This window comes from Shewanella sp. SR44-3 (genome assembly GCF_014163735.1).
GTDB lineage: Bacteria > Pseudomonadota > Gammaproteobacteria > Enterobacterales > Shewanellaceae > Shewanella.
This window is the reverse complement of the sequence record NZ_JACJDV010000001.1, coordinates 58346-74428: the sequence shown is the minus strand read 5'-3', so window position 1 is coordinate 74428 and position 16083 is coordinate 58346. Positions and strand designations below refer to the sequence as shown.

Genomic DNA, 16083 nt, shown 5'->3' with positions numbered 1-16083 from the left:
AGTGGTTAATCTACTCAATACTGGCAAACATCAGAGTTTAAGTGCTTTGGTTGCGGGCATTTTTTTACTATAATGCCGCCCAATAAAGGTTTTTATAAGCCGTATGGTTTTTTAGATTAAAGGATAAGGTTGAATGCGAAGTCATTATTGTGGAGACATCAATAAGTCTCATCTTGGTCAAGAAGTTACCTTAGTCGGTTGGGTTAACCGTAGCCGTGACTTAGGTGGGGTGGTGTTCTTGGATTTGCGTGATAGAGAAGGCTTAGTGCAAGTCGTCTATGATCCTGATCTTAAAGACGTCTTCGATGTAGCCAGTAGCTTACGCGGTGAGTTTTGTGTTCAAGTCACAGGCTTAGTTCGCGCCCGTCCTGACAGCCAAATCAACAGCCAAATGAAAACCGGTGAAATTGAAGTGTTAGGCAAAGGCTTAACCATTATCAATGCCTCAGCGCCATTGCCATTGAGCATGGACAATCACCAGAATAACAGTGAAGAGCAACGTCTTAAGTACCGTTATTTAGATTTACGCCGCCCAGAAATGGCCGAACGTCTGATTTTCCGCGCTAAAGTCACAAGTTCCGTGCGTCGCTTCTTAGATAGTAACGGCTTCTTGGACATAGAAACCCCGATTTTAACTAAGGCAACCCCAGAAGGTGCCCGCGATTACTTAGTGCCAAGCCGTACCTATAAAGGTCAGTTCTTTGCCTTGCCTCAGTCGCCACAGCTGTTCAAACAGTTGTTAATGATGTCAGGGTTTGACCGTTATTATCAAATCGTTAAGTGCTTCCGTGATGAAGACTTACGTGCTGACCGTCAACCAGAATTTACCCAAATCGATATCGAAACCTCGTTTATGACATCAGAGCAAGTGATGGTCAAAACCGAAGAAATGATGCGCGGTTTGTTCCTTGAGCTATTGAATGTGGACTTAGGCGAGTTCCCTCGCATGACCTATAACGAAGCGATGCGCCGTTTTGGATCAGACAAGCCAGATTTACGTAACCCACTTGAGTTGGTGGACGTTGCTGACTTACTAAAAGACGTAGAGTTTGCAGTATTTAATGGCCCAGCTAACGATGAGGAAGGCCGCGTTGCTGCGCTGCGTATTCCAAATGGAGCCACGCTTTCACGTAAGCAAATTGATGATTACACTAAGTTTGTTGGCATCTATGGCGCCAAAGGCCTAGCATGGATGAAAATAAATGATTTAGCCGCAGGCATGGAGGGCATTCAATCGCCAGTGCTTAAGTTCTTAACTGAATCAATCGTTAATGACATCATCAGCCGCACTGGTGCACAAACTGGCGACATCATTTTATTTGGTGCCGACAAAGCCAACGTAGTTGCCGAAGCCATGGGCGCATTGCGCTTAAAAGCCGGTGAAGATTTTGACTTACTTGAAGGTCAGTGGCGTCCACTTTGGGTTATCGACTTCCCGATGTTTGAAAAAATTAACGGCGGTTTCCACGCAGTACACCACCCGTTTACCGCGCCTCGCGGCGTAACGGCGGCTGAACTTGAAGCCAACCCAGCTAACCGAGTGTCAGATGCTTATGACATGGTATTAAACGGTTGTGAATTAGGCGGCGGTTCAGTGCGTATTCATAACGCTGAAATGCAAAGCGCTGTATTCCGTATTTTGGGTATTGAAGAAGAAGAAGCCAAAGAGAAGTTTGGTTTCTTACTTGAAGCCCTGCGTTATGGCACGCCGCCACACGCAGGTTTAGCCTTTGGTCTTGATCGCATCATAATGCTAATGACGGGCGCAAGCTCAATCCGCGATGTGATGGCTTTCCCGAAAACCACCACAGCGGCGTGTCCATTAACAAATGCCCCTGGTTTTGCTAACCCAGCTCAGTTAACTGAGCTAGGCATCAAGGTTATTGAAAAAGTGAAAGCTGCAGACGCTGAATAAGCTTCACAGCCTGTTAGGCATAGTTAAAAGGTGTTACCCAGTACCGAGGCTTATGCCTCGGTCTGTTTTTATAGCAAAGGAGAAGTAATATGGCAGGTCATAGCAAATGGGCCAATATTAGGCATCGCAAGGCAGCGCAAGACGCTAAGCGTGGCAAACTTTTCACTAAATTTATTCGTGAGTTAACGGTCGCAGCCCGTGAAGGCGGCTCAGATCCCGACGCCAATCCTAGACTTCGCGCCGCCATAGATAAATCCCTGTCAAACAATATGACCCGCGACACGGTTGAGCGCGCCATTAAACGCGGCGCCGGCGAGCTGGACGGTCAACAGTTAGAAACCATTATTTACGAAGGCTATGGCCCAGGCGGCACGGCGGTGATGGTAGAAACCATGACCGATAACCGTAACCGCACCGTATCGGGTGTACGCAATGCCTTTAATAAATCCGGCGGTAATTTAGGTACAGACGGCTCGGTGGCTTATTTGTTTACAAAATCTGGCATCATCTCTTTTGATAACAGCAATGATGAAGATGTCTTGATGGAGCAAGCATTGGATGCGGGCGCCGAAGATGTGATAAGCCATGATGATGGCTCTATAGATGTGCTCACAAGCCCAGACAGTTTTGGCAAAGTGAAAGATGCATTGGACAGTGCAGGTTTAACAGCCCTTAATGCCGAAGTCACCATGCTGGCCTCACTTAAAGCCGAGCTTGACCTTGAAACCGCAGAGAAATTCTTGCGTCTTATCGATACCTTAGAAGATCATGATGATGTGCAAGAGGTGTATCATAACGCCGAGATTTCCGATGACGTTATGGCGCAGCTTGATTAATGGCGATTATTTTAGGGGTTGATCCCGGCTCACGTATCACAGGTTATGGGGTGATTCAGTGCCAAGGGCGACAGCAAATCTACTTGGGTAGCGGCTGTATTCGCACCAGCTCTGATGAACTGGCCATCCGCCTTAAGCAAATTTTTGAAGGCTTAACTGAAATTATTCGCCAATATCAGCCGGAACAATTTGCCATCGAGCGGGTATTTATGGCAAAAAATGCCGATTCTGCCTTAAAGTTAGGTCAAGCCCGCGGTGCGGCTATCGTTGCTGCAACTTTTGCTGACTTACCGGTGGCCGAATACAGTGCCACTCAAATTAAAAGCGCGGTTGTGGGAACAGGGCGGGCGCAAAAAGCCCAAGTGCAACACATGATCCAACAATTATTCAAATTGCCCGCCGCGCCACAGGCCGATGCAGCCGATGCCCTAGGGGTTGCCCTGTGTCATTATCATACACACCAAAGCTTGGTAGCCATGGGCGGCCGAGCCAGTAGCAGAACTTACGGACGATACAGATGATAGGTAGATTGAAAGGTATTCTAGTAGAAAAGCAGGCCCCAGAAATCGTCTTGGATGTCGGCGGCGTCGGTTATGAGCTGCAAGTGCCAATGACCAGCTTTTATGAACTGCCAGAACTCGAACAGAGCGCCACCCTTTACACCCACTTTGTGGTTAGAGAAGATGCGCAACTGCTTTATGGTTTTATCACTAAGCAAGAGCGCGCCTTGTTTCGCTTACTGATAAAAACTAATGGCGTGGGACCTAAGCTTGCGTTAACGATTTTATCTGGCATGACAGCTGGGGAGTTTGTCTCTTGTGTTGAGCGTGATGATATCGTCACCTTGGTTAAGTTACCTGGTGTTGGCAAGAAAACCGCCGAGCGCTTAGTGGTGGAAATGCGCGATAAACTCAAGAGTCTGCTCGAGGCTTCTGTGGGCAATGAGCGCGAGTTTATGCTGCAAAGCAATTACACAGCGCCTGTGGCAAATGCCGAGGAAGATGCAATTTCCGCTCTAGTATCACTAGGTTATAAGCCGCCTCAAGCGAGCCGTGCGGTATCCAATGCTTATAAAGAAGGCATGGATACAGAAACCTTGATTAAACTGGCGCTTAAATCCATGTTATAGCCCCAGTGCCGTGGTTTTTTGCCGCAGTTACTTAGCTAAGCCGTGACATCAGATATACCTTTAAGCCCGATACGCCCGTTCGATCAGTTAATAAGAATATGAGAGTGCCATGATAGAAGCAGATAGATTAATTCAGCCCCAAGTCCTTGCTCAAGATGAGCAAATAGACAGGGCCATGCGGCCAAAACTCTTAGATGACTACACAGGTCAGGATGACACTCGTGCTCAGCTTAAAATTTTTATTCAAGCTGCCATGAATCGAAAAGAGGCCTTGGATCACATGCTAATCTTCGGCCCGCCAGGTCTGGGTAAAACCACCTTGGCAATGATTGTCGCCAATGAAATGGGTGTTAATATTAAGTCGACCTCAGGCCCAGTGCTTGAAAAGGCCGGCGATTTAGCGGCATTACTCACTAATTTGGATGAAGGTGACGTGCTGTTTATCGATGAAATACACCGTTTAAGCCCTGTGGTGGAAGAGATTTTATACCCAGCTATGGAAGACTATCAGCTGGATATCATGATAGGCGAGGGGCCGGCGGCCCGCTCAATCAAGCTAGACTTGCCGCCTTTTACCTTGATTGGCGCCACAACGCGAGCAGGGGCGTTAACCTCACCACTACGTGCTCGCTTTGGTATTCCGCTGCGGTTAGAGTTTTATAACGTAAAAGATTTATGCACCATAGTCACCCGCTCAGCCAAAGTGATGGAGCTTGCCATCGATGCCGGCGGCGCCCTTGAAATTGCCAAACGCTCCAGAGGCACACCGCGCATTGCCAATCGATTACTGCGCCGAGTGCGGGATTACGCCGAAGTAAAATTTGCAGGTAAAGTCACAGAAGATGTCGCCCAACAAGCCCTTGATATGCTAGATGTAGATCAAGAAGGTTTCGATTATCTTGACCGTAAGCTGTTGTTATCCATCATAGACAAATTTATGGGAGGACCTGTGGGACTCGATAACTTAGCCGCCGCCATTGGTGAAGACAGGGATACCATAGAAGACGTGTTGGAGCCTTTTTTAATTCAGCAAGGTTTTATTCAGCGCACCCCAAGGGGCCGTATCGTCACCTCAAGGGCGTACCAGCATTTCAATATCATCGCCCCCGATGTGCCTAAGTAGTCATTTTAATATATTGCTAAAGGCAAGGCCCTGTTAATACAGGGCTTTTTAATATAGATGTTATAGGTGGGATAATGTTAAAAGAAAAAAGACAAGAATAGGAAATTTGTTGATTCAGCGAGTGTAAAGCTTAGCCACAATTTGCGAATTCTAGGGCATAAAACCCTATCCGACCTTGCTCGTTGTGGAAAAGGGATGGTCGGTGAAAATGTAGGAAAAAAAAGACCCAAAACTATCCTGTTGTCTTAGGTCTAGGGAAATTGATGCTGCAGTAAGATGCTAGATGAGCTTTAGTGGATTATAGTTGGCTAATATGATTTAGCGCGAAAAATCCTTTTTCAAAGCTAGATTGTTTAGTTATATCAAGCTAGCCGTTGCTGACAGCAGAGGGGGTATTGAATTCACTCTCCTTCGATTTTCCCTTATGTTGGCAATAATAGTGGTTTTTATATTGGGATTGACGTTAAAAAATTTACTTTTAAAATTATGTTTAGCCCAGACATTCTTTGCTGCTTGTGACGTCAAGATCGGTCAATAAACCATTATTAATCCCGTAGATCCAACCATGCACGGCGACATCTTGTCCACGATCCCAGGCTTCTCTGACTATTGTGGTGCTGGTGACATTGGCGACTTGTTCGATGACGTTTAGCTCACAAAGTCGTCTAAATCGCTCCGCTTCATCAAGCTTGCCTAATTCCGCATCATGCATACGATAAATATCACGTAAATGCCCCAACCAATTATCAATTAATCCCAGCCTTAGGTTATCCATAGCAGCGCGTACGCCGCCACAGCCATAATGACCCACAACCATGATGTGTTTGACTTTGAGAACATCTACAGCGTATTGAATTACAGATAAGCAGTTGAGATCGGTATGGATCACCATATTGGCAATGTTACGGTGGACAAATACTTCACCGGGCATAAGGTCGATGATTTGGTTTGAGGGTACTCGACTATCTGAGCAACCAATCCACAAGTATTCAGGATTTTGCTGTTTGGCTAATTTTTCAAAAAAACGGGGATCTTCTTTACTGATCCGCTCGGCCCATAGACGGTTATTATCAAACAGGGGTTTAAGTAATTTCATAGAACCGGAACAACCTTTTATTTACCTTAAGCAGTGGGGGTGACTGCTATTTTGGTTTGGGAGTATATCAGCATAGTTTTATTATCTGGTCTATCCATTTAACGGGTTTAACATCAAGATTCTTGCATATCAATCCTCGATGTTCTCCCCGAGTACGCGTTTGAGTTGATTTGATCCATAAGTGTTTAATTTGCAGTATGTCTGTCCCCTTAAACTTAATAAACATCAGCTAAGGCTTAATTTATGCGCTGTTGTAAAAAATCTTTAATCAGCGGATTTAATTGCTCGGCTTGTTCCAGATGAACCCAGTGCCCAGCTGATGCAATTTGGACTAATTGGCTGCCGTCTATGGTGTCTTGCATTAGATACGCTTCTAGTGGCGTGCGCAGTTGATTATGATTTGAGGCTATGATGAGGCTTGGCAGACAGAGCTTTTCAGCATCTTCTAAAGTGTCGCGCTTGTAAATTGCCATTGGCGCAAACTTAACAAGTGCCGCTAACTGTGCAGCATTAAGTGCGGTTAAGGCTTTAGCTAGACTTATTGCTGTACTGTCTGGTATTGGACTTTCTGTTACTTGATGTTCAGTTTTTGCTGATGCAGCTTTAGACTCGGTCATTAAATTTGCGCTACTGAAAAATAGCGAAGCGAGCTGTTGGGCGAGCGCCGCAGATACACTTTTATTGGCAATGATGTCATCTAACATGAGTTGATACTTGGCACAGTTCACTTCAGGTTCAAAACCAATAAACCCATTGATCATCACGAGAGCATTAATTTTACTGGGCGCAAGCAGCGCCATTTCGCTGGCAATAGCACAACCTGTGCCTAAGGCGATGAGGCTGCACTGATTGATGTTAAGTTCAGTTAATAGATTAAGTAACTGGCCAGCAATATCTTTAAGGTTGGCGGTGTTTTCTGGAAAAACCTGACTCTGACCATGGCCCCATAAATCGATGGCTATACAGCGATAATCCGCTTCTAATGCTTGGATTTGAGCTTGCCATTGGATTTTATTGCCGAGCAGGCCGTGTATAAAAACCAAGGTATTACCTTGGCCTTGCTCTGTAAAATACAGTGGTTGGCCTGCGATGGTGTGTGTCTTACTGTATGGGCTTGTCATTATATTCTCTAGTTTTTTGTACTGTCTGTTTAAGGCTTAGGATCTAACACTGGCAGCGGTGCGACAAAGCGTACATGGGAGTCGACAATATCACTCAGGCGCGCCAGTAATGCGGCTTTTGGACTGATGTCGCTCTGCGCTATCAGTTGAATTAAATCATGGCTATCGTAATCAGCGAGATAGCACGCCGCGACAGGAAAATAGCTAATATGCCAAGGCTCAGGACTGACGCCACTTAAGCCCGCTTGGTAGGGGAAATAGAATCCATACTCTGGCCCATGAAGGGAAAGCCACTGGGCCAAGGCATAGCAAGGGCCGCCCAGTTGATATTCATGACTCACGAGTTGCAGCTCGGCCTTGGTAATTTTATTTGCATCATACACATCTAAATCAGTACCCCAGTGGTGCCGTGAAGCGCCAGGGAGTGCTGACCACAACAAGATGGCATCGATAAGTTCATCAGGGCTTAAGTTTTCGTGGACGATGGGCTGTGAGTTGTTGTCCAGCAATGCTCGTTGACCACGGGCTTTGGCGTTCCAAATGGCCAGCTGTCGATCAAAATTGCGATAGGCTGAGCAAATACACAGATCAAAACCTGCAATAAGGGCAGCTTGTTTTAGGGATAAAAAAGCTTTAAGAGTGCGCGGTTCAAGTAACAAAGACTCACGATAGTCGTTAATACTGCCCTTAACATTAGCTTCAAAATCGACCAAGTGTGTTGCACTAAGGCCATAGAGCTGTGGTTGCGCTATGGCTGTGGTTTTTGTCTCTAGATCTTGAGTTAGCACAAGAGTTTTTCCAGCAGCTTTTCGTAGCACAACGCCAGTTGCTCTAAATCGGCAACCTTCACACACTCATTGACCTTATGTATGGTGGCATTGACTGGGCCGAGCTCAATCACTTGGGCGCCAGTGGGCGCAATAAAGCGCCCATCTGAGGTACCACCAGTGGTCAGTGGCGAAGTATCATAGCCCGTCACTTCGCGAATAGCTGTTTTAGTGGCTTCAAGTAATGGGCCTTCTCCTGTAAGAAACGGCAGACCATTAAATACCCAGCTGATATCGTAATCTAGGCCATGGGCATCAAGAATACCTAGCACGCGGCTGATGAGCTCATCGGCTGTGACTTCGGTGGAGTAGCGGAAATTAAACATCACCTGCAAATTCCCTGGGATCACGTTGGATGCACCTGTGCCACCATTGATATTGGCAATTTGAAAGCTGGTGGGCGGGAAAAAAGCATTACCATTATCCCAGTGCATTTGCGCCAATTCAGTTAATGCGGGGGTCGCTTTATGAATCGGATTATCGGCAAGGTGAGGGTAGGCGACATGACCTTGGATGCCATTGACAGTTAAATTGCCGGTTAGGCTGCCGCGGCGTCCATTTTTAACCACATCGCCAAGCTTATACGTTGAAGATGGCTCGCCGACTAACGCCCAGGTGATTTTTTCATTGCGGGCTTCTAGGGTGTCTATGACCCGAGTGGTACCGTTGACAAACGGGCCTTCTTCATCACTGGTAATGAGATAGGCAATAGAGCCGTGATGATCGGGATGTTTAGCGACAAAGCGTTCAGTAGCAACCAACATGGCGGCGAGTGAGCCTTTCATGTCAGCGGCGCCGCGCCCATGTAAATAGCCATCAATAATGGTGGGTTCAAAGGGAGGGGTGTGCCAGCGGGAAAGATCTCCTGTGGGCACCACATCTGTGTGGCCTGCAAAACAGAATACTGGCGCTTGAGTGCCGCGCCGCGCCCAAAGATTGGTGGTATCTTCAAACACCATGGGCTCAAGGGTGAAACCTGCCGCGGATAAATGTTTACCCATTAAGGTTTGGCAACCTTCATCTAAAGGTGTTACGGACGGGCGGGCGATAAGATCCATGGCAAGTTGTGTGACATCTGCGCTCATTTTGTGAACCATGCTTGATAATCAGCGGCGTTAAAGCCAAGTAATACCTTGTCGTCTTGAACTAGCACAGGGCGTTTAATTAATGTTGGTATTTCAAGCATAAGCGCTATGGCGCTTGTGCTATCCAACTTACTTTTTTGTGCGTCACTTAATGCACGAAAACTGGTGCTGCGTTTATTGAGTACAGCTTCCCAACCCAAAGTATCGACCCAGCTTTGCAGTTGCATTTGGGTTAAGCCATCGTCTCTGAAGTCATGAAACTGAGTTGTTACTTGTTCAGCTTCTAGCCATTTACGGGCTTTACGTACTGTGTCGCAATTTTTAATTCCAAAGAGTGTCACTGTCATTTACTGCACCTATTTTGTTAACGCTGAACTTGTATTAAATGAATGGCATTCGCTTAACTGGCATTAGCTGTACTGAAATAAAAATGAGCTGTATGGTTTGCAGCCCCAAAATAAACTTGTACCTTAAATTTGAGTCTTAAAGCTGGACAGTAAAGATGATGTCTTTACCTGCGATGACACTGCCTTGCTCTTTGTCTAAATATTTAATGTCTTCCATATTGGCCAGCACTACAGGGGTAAGCAGGCTGTCAACTTCACCTCGCAGGCTGTTTAAATCAAACCCGAGAATAGGCTGGCCCATTTTGACGTCTTGGCCTTCTGCTGCAAGGCGAGTAAACCCTTTGCCTCTGAGCTCAACTGTACCTACACCTAAATGGACAAATAGCTCTAGTCCTTGGGGGGATTCGATGCTGAAGGCATGATTGGTTTCGAAGATTTTACCAATACGACCATCAATGGGCGCCAGAATAAACTCGCCCTTGGGCATGATGGCAATGCCATCGCCGACAATTTTTTCGGCAAATACGATATCAGGTACGCTCTCGATGGCGACGATGTCTCCAGACACTGGCGCGTAAATAGGGATCCCGCCGGTGATCTTTGGTTGTCCTGAAATGAGTCGTCGAATGCGGCTAAAAAAACTCATGATGCCAGCCTCTTAATTAATGTTAATTATAAATGAAGTTACGTGCGATTACTGATGCTATAACCTAGTGATTATTGTAATTCTTAACGCATTGTTCTAAATCAGTAATTCTGTATTTAGCGAGGGCGTCTAACCCGTGGGCATAAAAACCTTTTGCACCACTAAACTTACCTAAACACAGCGCGGCTTTAACCTCTAAAATCTGTGCGGGGTTAACACTGAGCTCGTTAATTCCAAGGCCCACCAATAAGGGGGTCAATTTAGGGTCGCTTGCCAGCTCGCCACACAAACTTAAGGTCTTATTGAATGCCTTACAAGATTCCACTGTCATGGCGATTAACTTAAGCACTGGGGGAGACAGGGGCGAAAAGCTTTTAGTAAGCACAGCATTAGTGCGGTCCACCGCTTGAGTATACTGACTTAGATCGTTGCTGCCTATGCTGACAAAGTCTAATAAGGGTAATAAATTGGATAAATTTAACACCGCTGCAGGTGTTTCAACTACTATGCCAAGGCTTAATTCACCAAAGCCTTTTTCTTGCTCTAATAATTGGGTTTTGCACAGTTCAATTTGAGCGATTAGCAGCTCCAATTCTTCCAATTGATTGAGCATGGGGAACATCAGTCTTATGGGGCCATGGTTGGCAGCCCTGAGCACTGCCCGTAATTGAGGTTGAAGAATTGCGGGCTGTGCTAGGCTGAAGCGGATCCCTCTAAGGCCTAATGCAGGGTTATCTTCTTTTGCTTGGGCTACACAAGGCATGTCTTTATCGGCGCCGATATCAAATGTGCGTATGGTGAGCACTTGGCCTGCTAAGCTGTGCAGTGCATCACAATAGAGTTGATATTGCTCTTGTTCTGTAGGGACTTTCTTGGCGTGGATCAATAAGAATTCAGTGCGAAATAGTCCTACGCCTTGGGCGCCTGAATCAATTAAACGCAGCACATCGTTTAGTTCACCGACATTTGCGCGAATGGCAACGCTGTGACCATCTAAGGTTTCACTAGGACGAGCTTTATACTGCGCTAGGGCTTGGCGTCTTTGTTGTTCTTGCTGATATTTGGCCTCAAACTGTGCTTGTAGCTCCGTACTGGGGGCGTAGAAAAGCTCACCTGCAATGGCATCTAAAACCAATTTATCGCCATTTTTGATGCTGGTGGCTGAATTGCTACTTTTTTGCCACTGGCAATTGATCAAGGTAGGAATATCAGCGGCTCGAGCAAGGATAGCCGTGTGGCTGGTGACGCTGCCTGTGGCTAACACTAACCCCTTAACAAATTTAAGCGGTAACTGACCGAATTCAGCTGGGGTCAAATCCTGAGCCAAGATGATGCAATCTTCATCGATATTAGCAATGCCTAACTCTATAATGCCGCAAAGGGCACTATTAAGGCGCTTACCTAGACAGCGGATGTCTAAACTGCGATTAGCAAGATAAGGGTCGTCAAGCTGGGCTAGCTCATCGGCTTGCTGTGTAAAAATTCTATCGACAGCGACTTGTGCATTAAAGCGAAACTGACGGATATGCTGATTAAGTGCGCTAAGCAGCTCAGGATCTTCGAGTAACATGATATCGGCATCGATTAATTCGAAGGTGTCTTGCTCTGGTTTGAAGTTACATTGGCAGCGACGCAAATGTTGACACAGTTGATCTATGGCTTGTTTGAGTTTGGCTTGTTGCTCATCGATACCATCAAGGGGAATAAGTTGCCCATCTAAGCACTGATCTGGAGGCGTAATTAGTCGCGCGACACCGAAAGCGATACCTGATGATACTAAGGTTCCTGTGATTGGCATGACATGTCCTTTGCTGTTTATATGTAGGGGCTACAATATAAGGTCTACAAGTTATAGCATTAGCGTTGAGGCGTTATTCTAAGGTTTCAAGCAGTACCACTATGCTATCTACAGCAGTTTGTGACTGTAGCCCGTCGGCACTGACAGTGACATTGACTCCCTGATACAGCCCCAGTGTTTGTAGTTTAAACAAGCTCTTAGCACTGGCTTTTTTACCATTACATTCGACAATGACATCACAGTCAAAGGTTTTTGCTTGTTTTACAATTAATGCGGCTGGACGGGTATGGATCCCGTGAGGGGCTGTGATGGTTACTGACTTCTGATACATATAAAAAGACTCAAGATTAACAACAGCACTAATACTATCGTAAACTCAGTGAGCAAAGAAGATTGATTGGGCATTTTTCCAAGATATAAAGCCTTGCTTTTACTGAATGAGATTAAGCAATTGTGGTATTAATTGCTGCGTGAGTTACACTCAAACCTTATCACTTAAGCTTGCTGCTGGACTTTATTGCTAGCAATGTCGATTTAAGTTTTGATTTTTTGATGTTTTAGACGCAAGATTACCTCATATTTATCAATAGCTAGGTGTTTATATTATGAATTCTGCACAAATTGTCACCACAGATGATATTTTATTGAAATTGTGTCACTCAGTGTCTCATGTACTATCGAGCACCAGTGCGAGTCATGTCACCCACGCGGGTATGGTGCAAACCATTAATCGTACTCGTTTAAAGCCTGATCTTGGTTGTTTTTCGATCTTTGATGGTGGATTTTCAGGTCTTGTGGTGATTAACTTCTCCGCTGAATCGGCTATCGAAATTTATCGCCGTTATATGCTTAACATGGGTATGCCTGAAACCGAATTAGCGTTTACTCACACCTCTGATGATGTCAGCAACGTGATGGGCGAATTGATGAACCAGATTTTAGGTGACTTCATTGGTAAGATTTCTAAAGAGTTACAAACATCAATTAGCCAGTCTCAGCCTAAAATGTTAACAATAAACAAAGAGTTAACCATATCAATCGATGCAAATCTTGATAATCCAGTGGCCCGTAGAGTATCATTTAAAACTGAAAGTAATCACATTTTCTACCTTGAGTTTGCTATGGATGATACTCAGTTTATTGCCTCTGCAGAATTTGAGATGGATGAAGAATTCGATCCTGATTCACTGCTTGAAGAACATGGTAATACCTTGGCTGTCCATAAAAAAAATGTGAGTAAAAGTCGCCTAAGTAGTGCTAAAGCTAAAAATGTTGCCAAAGTCCAACAAGACAAGCTAAACAAAACAGCGCTAAAAGCAGCTGTTGCCGATGATGCCGACGATCTATTAAGTGAGTTAGGGCTTTAATGTACCCTAAGGTTGATGGGAGTGATGACGAGTGATTGATATTCGTCATTTTTCCTTTTTTTGACACAGTAACGAACCCAAAAATAATTATAAGAGTCACAGTCCATGGCGTCTAAAGCGACCTCTATCGACATTGCCTATCGCGCAGGGGTGTCGCAATCTACCGTATCACGCGCACTTCGCAACAGTCCTTTAGTTAATCCTGAAACTCGCCAGCGTATTCAAGCTATTGCCAAAGAACTCAACTACAAGGTTGACAAAAACGCCAGTAATTTACGCACTCAAAATAGCCATACCTTGGCCCTATTGATCTGTGAAGACCCCACTAATGATGACTCATTGATCAACCCGTTTTTCTTGTCTATGCTAGGTTCAATCACGCGAGCAACTGCTCAGCAAGGTTATGATTTACTGGTATCTTTTCAGCAATTATCCACAGATTGGCACGCAGATTATGAAGACAGCAATAAAGCCGATGGCATTATTTTGCTGGGCTATGGCGATTACATGGATTACGAGCAAAAACTGCTTAAATTGCTGGAGCAAGATACCCATTTTGTTATTTGGGGGGCAGAACATAATAATAAGTCAGTGCTGTCTGTGGGGTGCGATAACCATCAAGGTGGCATGATGGCAACTGCACATCTGCTATCCCTTGGCATCACTGAACTTGCATTTCTTGGGGATGCCTCCAGTCACAGCCCTGAATTTAGAGACCGTTACCTAGGTCATGTTAGCGCCATGAAAGCTCACGGTATAAAAGCGGATAAACGTAAGCAGTTCGATGCCATTAATACCGAGGCGTCAGGATTCGATGCTGCCAATGCCTTGTTAGATAAAAACTTGAGTTTTAATGGTATTTTTGCCGCCAGTGATTTGATAGCCATTGGGGCGATACGGGCATTGAGCCTTCGAGGCGTACGAGTCCCGGAAGATGTCGCGATTGTCGGGTATGATGATATTCCAGTGGCAAGCTTTGCTAATCCAGCGTTAACTACAATCAAACAAAACACCCGCCTTGCAGGGAAAATCTTGGTGGATAGCGTGCTTAAGCTGATCCGTGGCCAAGAAGTGAGCCCACAACTTATTGAAACGGAATTAATAGTGCGCCGCTCCTGTGGTGAAAAACGGGCTTAACATAGGTTTAAGTGCAGTGTGATACTCGTGCTGTGTGGTACTTAGTGCAGTGCGATTTGATTATCAAGATATTAAAGGACAGATTATGGCTGGTGCAAGCTTACTCACACTACTCGATGATATTGCTACAATTTTAGATGATGTTGCCGCCATGAGTAAGGTGGCTGCTCGTAAAACCGCAGGAGTATTAGGGGATGATTTAGCCTTAAACGCCCAGCAAGTATCAGGAGTTGCCTCAGAGCGTGAGTTACCCGTGGTTTGGGCGGTGGCAAAAGGTTCTTTGGTTAATAAGCTAATCCTAGTGCCAGCCGCGCTATTGATCAGTGCATTTATCCCCTGGGCTGTCACACCACTATTAATGTTTGGCGGTTTATTTCTGTGCTATGAAGGCGTGGAAAAACTGCACCATAGTTATCAGCAAAAACAGGCCAAAAAGGATTCGGCAGCAAGCAGTAAAGTTGCAAATCATGCCTTAGAGGCCGATTTACAGAATTTAGCCCAGTTTGAAAAACAAAAAGTAAAAGGAGCGATACGCACAGATTTTGTGTTATCAGCTGAAATCATAGCTATAAGCCTGGGGGTGGTGGCGTTACAGCCATTGATGAACCAATTCTTAACATTATCTGTCATTGCTGTTGTGATGACTGTCGGGGTTTATGGTTTAGTGGCGGGTATCGTTAAAATTGATGATGTGGGCTTATATCTTAACCAAAAACAGGGCTCAGGTAGCAAAGTCGCCGTCTATCATGCTATTGGCCGCTTTTTAATTGCTGCAGCACCCTATTTGATGAAAGCGCTGACCATTATCGGCACTATTGCCATGTTTATGGTCGGCGGTGGCATTTTAACTCATGGGTTTCATAGTGTGTCGATGTGGATTACGCAAACTACCAGTACTGTGTCTGAGTTTGCTCTTGTCGGTCATGTAATAGCTTGGTTTACTCCTAGTATCCTCAATGCCTTGTTTGGTTTAGTGGCTGGTGTGTTGGCGCTGGCGGTGATAAGTCTTGGTCAACATGGTTTTGCTAAGTTTAAAAAGACTAATGATCACAGCGATTAGCCGTTATACCCAATATTATGCCTAAATTAAGGCTCACAATAAGAGAATTGCCAGAATGGCACAGCAGCTGAACAATACTGCCAAATCGACATTGTGACGACTGAGACTCAGATGTTGCTTACCTTGCTTTAAACTAGCAATAAGTTGATTTTGTTTGAATACTTGACAGGTTAATTGATCAGTTTGTGGATCCAGTTGTAATCTAAACTTACAAGGTTTACCGTCTTTGAGCTCAACGTAGTGGGTGCTATTAGCACCAAAGTTGATTTTACTCGATACCGATTTCCCATTTAGCAACAAGCGTTCAATACCAGACCAATTACTGGCTTGAAGCTCGACTTGATCGGGGAAAAAATCATACTGAAAACGTATCATAAACCCTACCTTTTGAATGCTACTTGTGGCGAAAAAGAGACTTAATAAAAGCACTATTGAGCATGTTTTTCCAATGCTAAAATTGAAGAATACCAGCAAAAAAAGCTATCCTATTGAGACGGCAATAGATTTATATTTTGACTTTTTTTACTGGTTAAATGGTGAGAGTTTGCTAAGGGAATAAGGGCCTGTCAGTCGAAATAAGGGGGGAATAAGCCGCA

At 45.1% G+C, this 16083-nt stretch carries 17 protein-coding genes and 1 pseudogene; 9 read left to right on the top strand and 9 right to left on the bottom strand.

The annotated features are described in order from the left end of the window. Positions 1-133: 133 nt before the first annotated feature. From aspS to H5073_RS18570, 6 genes and pseudogenes are all read left to right on the top strand, one after another. Positions 134-1915, top strand: a complete 1782-nt coding sequence (gene aspS, locus H5073_RS00365; RefSeq protein WP_182676133.1) for an aspartate--tRNA ligase — start codon at positions 134-136, stop codon at positions 1913-1915. An 89-nt stretch (positions 1916-2004) separates the two neighbouring features. Beyond that, positions 2005-2751 carry a YebC/PmpR family DNA-binding transcriptional regulator gene (locus tag H5073_RS00360; RefSeq protein ID WP_182676132.1) on the top strand — a complete coding sequence of 249 codons (747 nt, stop codon included), beginning with the start codon at positions 2005-2007 and terminating at the stop codon, positions 2749-2751. Further along, positions 2751-3272, top strand: a complete 522-nt coding sequence (gene ruvC / locus H5073_RS00355) for a crossover junction endodeoxyribonuclease RuvC (protein ID WP_182676131.1) — start codon at positions 2751-2753, stop codon at positions 3270-3272. The genes H5073_RS00360 and ruvC overlap by 1 nt, the downstream gene beginning before the upstream one ends. Then, positions 3269-3880, top strand: coding sequence for a Holliday junction branch migration protein RuvA (gene ruvA, locus H5073_RS00350; RefSeq protein ID WP_182676130.1), 612 nt, complete (start codon positions 3269-3271; stop codon positions 3878-3880). The genes ruvC and ruvA overlap by 4 nt, the downstream gene beginning before the upstream one ends. A gap of 109 nt (positions 3881-3989) precedes the next feature. Next, on the top strand, positions 3990-5003 hold the full coding sequence (gene ruvB, locus H5073_RS00345; protein WP_182676129.1) for a Holliday junction branch migration DNA helicase RuvB: 1014 nt from the start codon (positions 3990-3992) through the stop codon (positions 5001-5003). Between the two features lie 105 nt (positions 5004-5108). Next, positions 5109-5252 (top strand): annotated as a pseudogene (locus H5073_RS18570) (hypothetical protein); the annotation flags it as partial. A 241-nt stretch (positions 5253-5493) separates the two neighbouring features. Here the strand turns inward: H5073_RS18570 and can are convergent. The 8 genes from can to H5073_RS00300 all read right to left on the bottom strand — a co-directional run bounded on the left by can (position 5494) and on the right by H5073_RS00300 (position 12254). Beyond that, complete coding sequence (gene can / locus H5073_RS00335) at positions 5494-6099, bottom strand: carbonate dehydratase (RefSeq protein ID WP_182676128.1); 606 nt, start codon at positions 6097-6099, stop codon at positions 5494-5496. Positions 6100-6335: 236 nt separating this feature from the next. Further along, complete coding sequence (locus H5073_RS00330; protein ID WP_182676127.1) at positions 6336-7220, bottom strand: alpha/beta fold hydrolase; 885 nt, start codon at positions 7218-7220, stop codon at positions 6336-6338. 29 nt (positions 7221-7249) lie between these two features. Next, positions 7250-8008, bottom strand: coding sequence for a M15 family metallopeptidase (locus tag H5073_RS00325; protein ID WP_310734211.1), 759 nt, complete (start codon positions 8006-8008; stop codon positions 7250-7252). Further along, positions 8002-9132: a succinyl-diaminopimelate desuccinylase gene (gene dapE / locus H5073_RS00320; protein WP_182676126.1), complete on the bottom strand. Its 1131-nt coding sequence runs from the start codon at positions 9130-9132 to the stop codon at positions 8002-8004. The genes H5073_RS00325 and dapE overlap by 7 nt, the downstream gene beginning before the upstream one ends. Further along, positions 9129-9479 (bottom strand): ArsC family reductase, encoded by a 351-nt coding sequence (locus tag H5073_RS00315; protein ID WP_182676125.1) that lies wholly within the window; start codon positions 9477-9479, stop codon positions 9129-9131. Before H5073_RS00315 ends, dapE begins: the two co-directional genes overlap by 4 nt. A 136-nt stretch (positions 9480-9615) precedes the next feature. Continuing rightward, entirely contained in the window at positions 9616-10125 is a 510-nt protein-coding gene (gene crr, locus H5073_RS00310; RefSeq protein ID WP_182676124.1) for a PTS glucose transporter subunit IIA, read from the bottom strand. Positions 10126-10189: 64 nt separating this feature from the next. Further along, a complete protein-coding gene (gene ptsP, locus H5073_RS00305; protein ID WP_182676123.1) occupies positions 10190-11923 on the bottom strand; it encodes a phosphoenolpyruvate--protein phosphotransferase in 1734 nt (577 codons plus the stop codon). A gap of 73 nt (positions 11924-11996) precedes the next feature. After that, the gene (locus H5073_RS00300) at positions 11997-12254 is read right to left on the bottom strand and encodes an HPr family phosphocarrier protein (RefSeq protein ID WP_182676122.1); all 258 of its coding nucleotides are present in this window, start codon (positions 12252-12254) and stop codon (positions 11997-11999) included. A gap of 274 nt (positions 12255-12528) precedes the next feature. On the opposite strand from H5073_RS00300, the gene H5073_RS00295 reads away from it, so the two are divergent. From H5073_RS00295 to H5073_RS00285, 3 genes are all read left to right on the top strand, one after another. Further along, positions 12529-13290: a DUF3334 family protein gene (locus H5073_RS00295; protein ID WP_182676121.1), complete on the top strand. Its 762-nt coding sequence runs from the start codon at positions 12529-12531 to the stop codon at positions 13288-13290. Between the two features lie 105 nt (positions 13291-13395). Next, positions 13396-14427 (top strand): LacI family DNA-binding transcriptional regulator, encoded by a 1032-nt coding sequence (locus H5073_RS00290; protein ID WP_182676120.1) that lies wholly within the window; start codon positions 13396-13398, stop codon positions 14425-14427. An 85-nt stretch (positions 14428-14512) separates the two neighbouring features. Then, entirely contained in the window at positions 14513-15487 is a 975-nt protein-coding gene (locus tag H5073_RS00285) for a DUF808 domain-containing protein (protein ID WP_182676119.1), read from the top strand. A gap of 33 nt (positions 15488-15520) precedes the next feature. Here the strand turns inward: H5073_RS00285 and H5073_RS00280 are convergent, their stop codons facing one another. Next, entirely contained in the window at positions 15521-15862 is a 342-nt protein-coding gene (locus tag H5073_RS00280) for a hypothetical protein (protein ID WP_182676118.1), read from the bottom strand. Between the last annotated feature and the right edge of the window lie 221 nt (positions 15863-16083).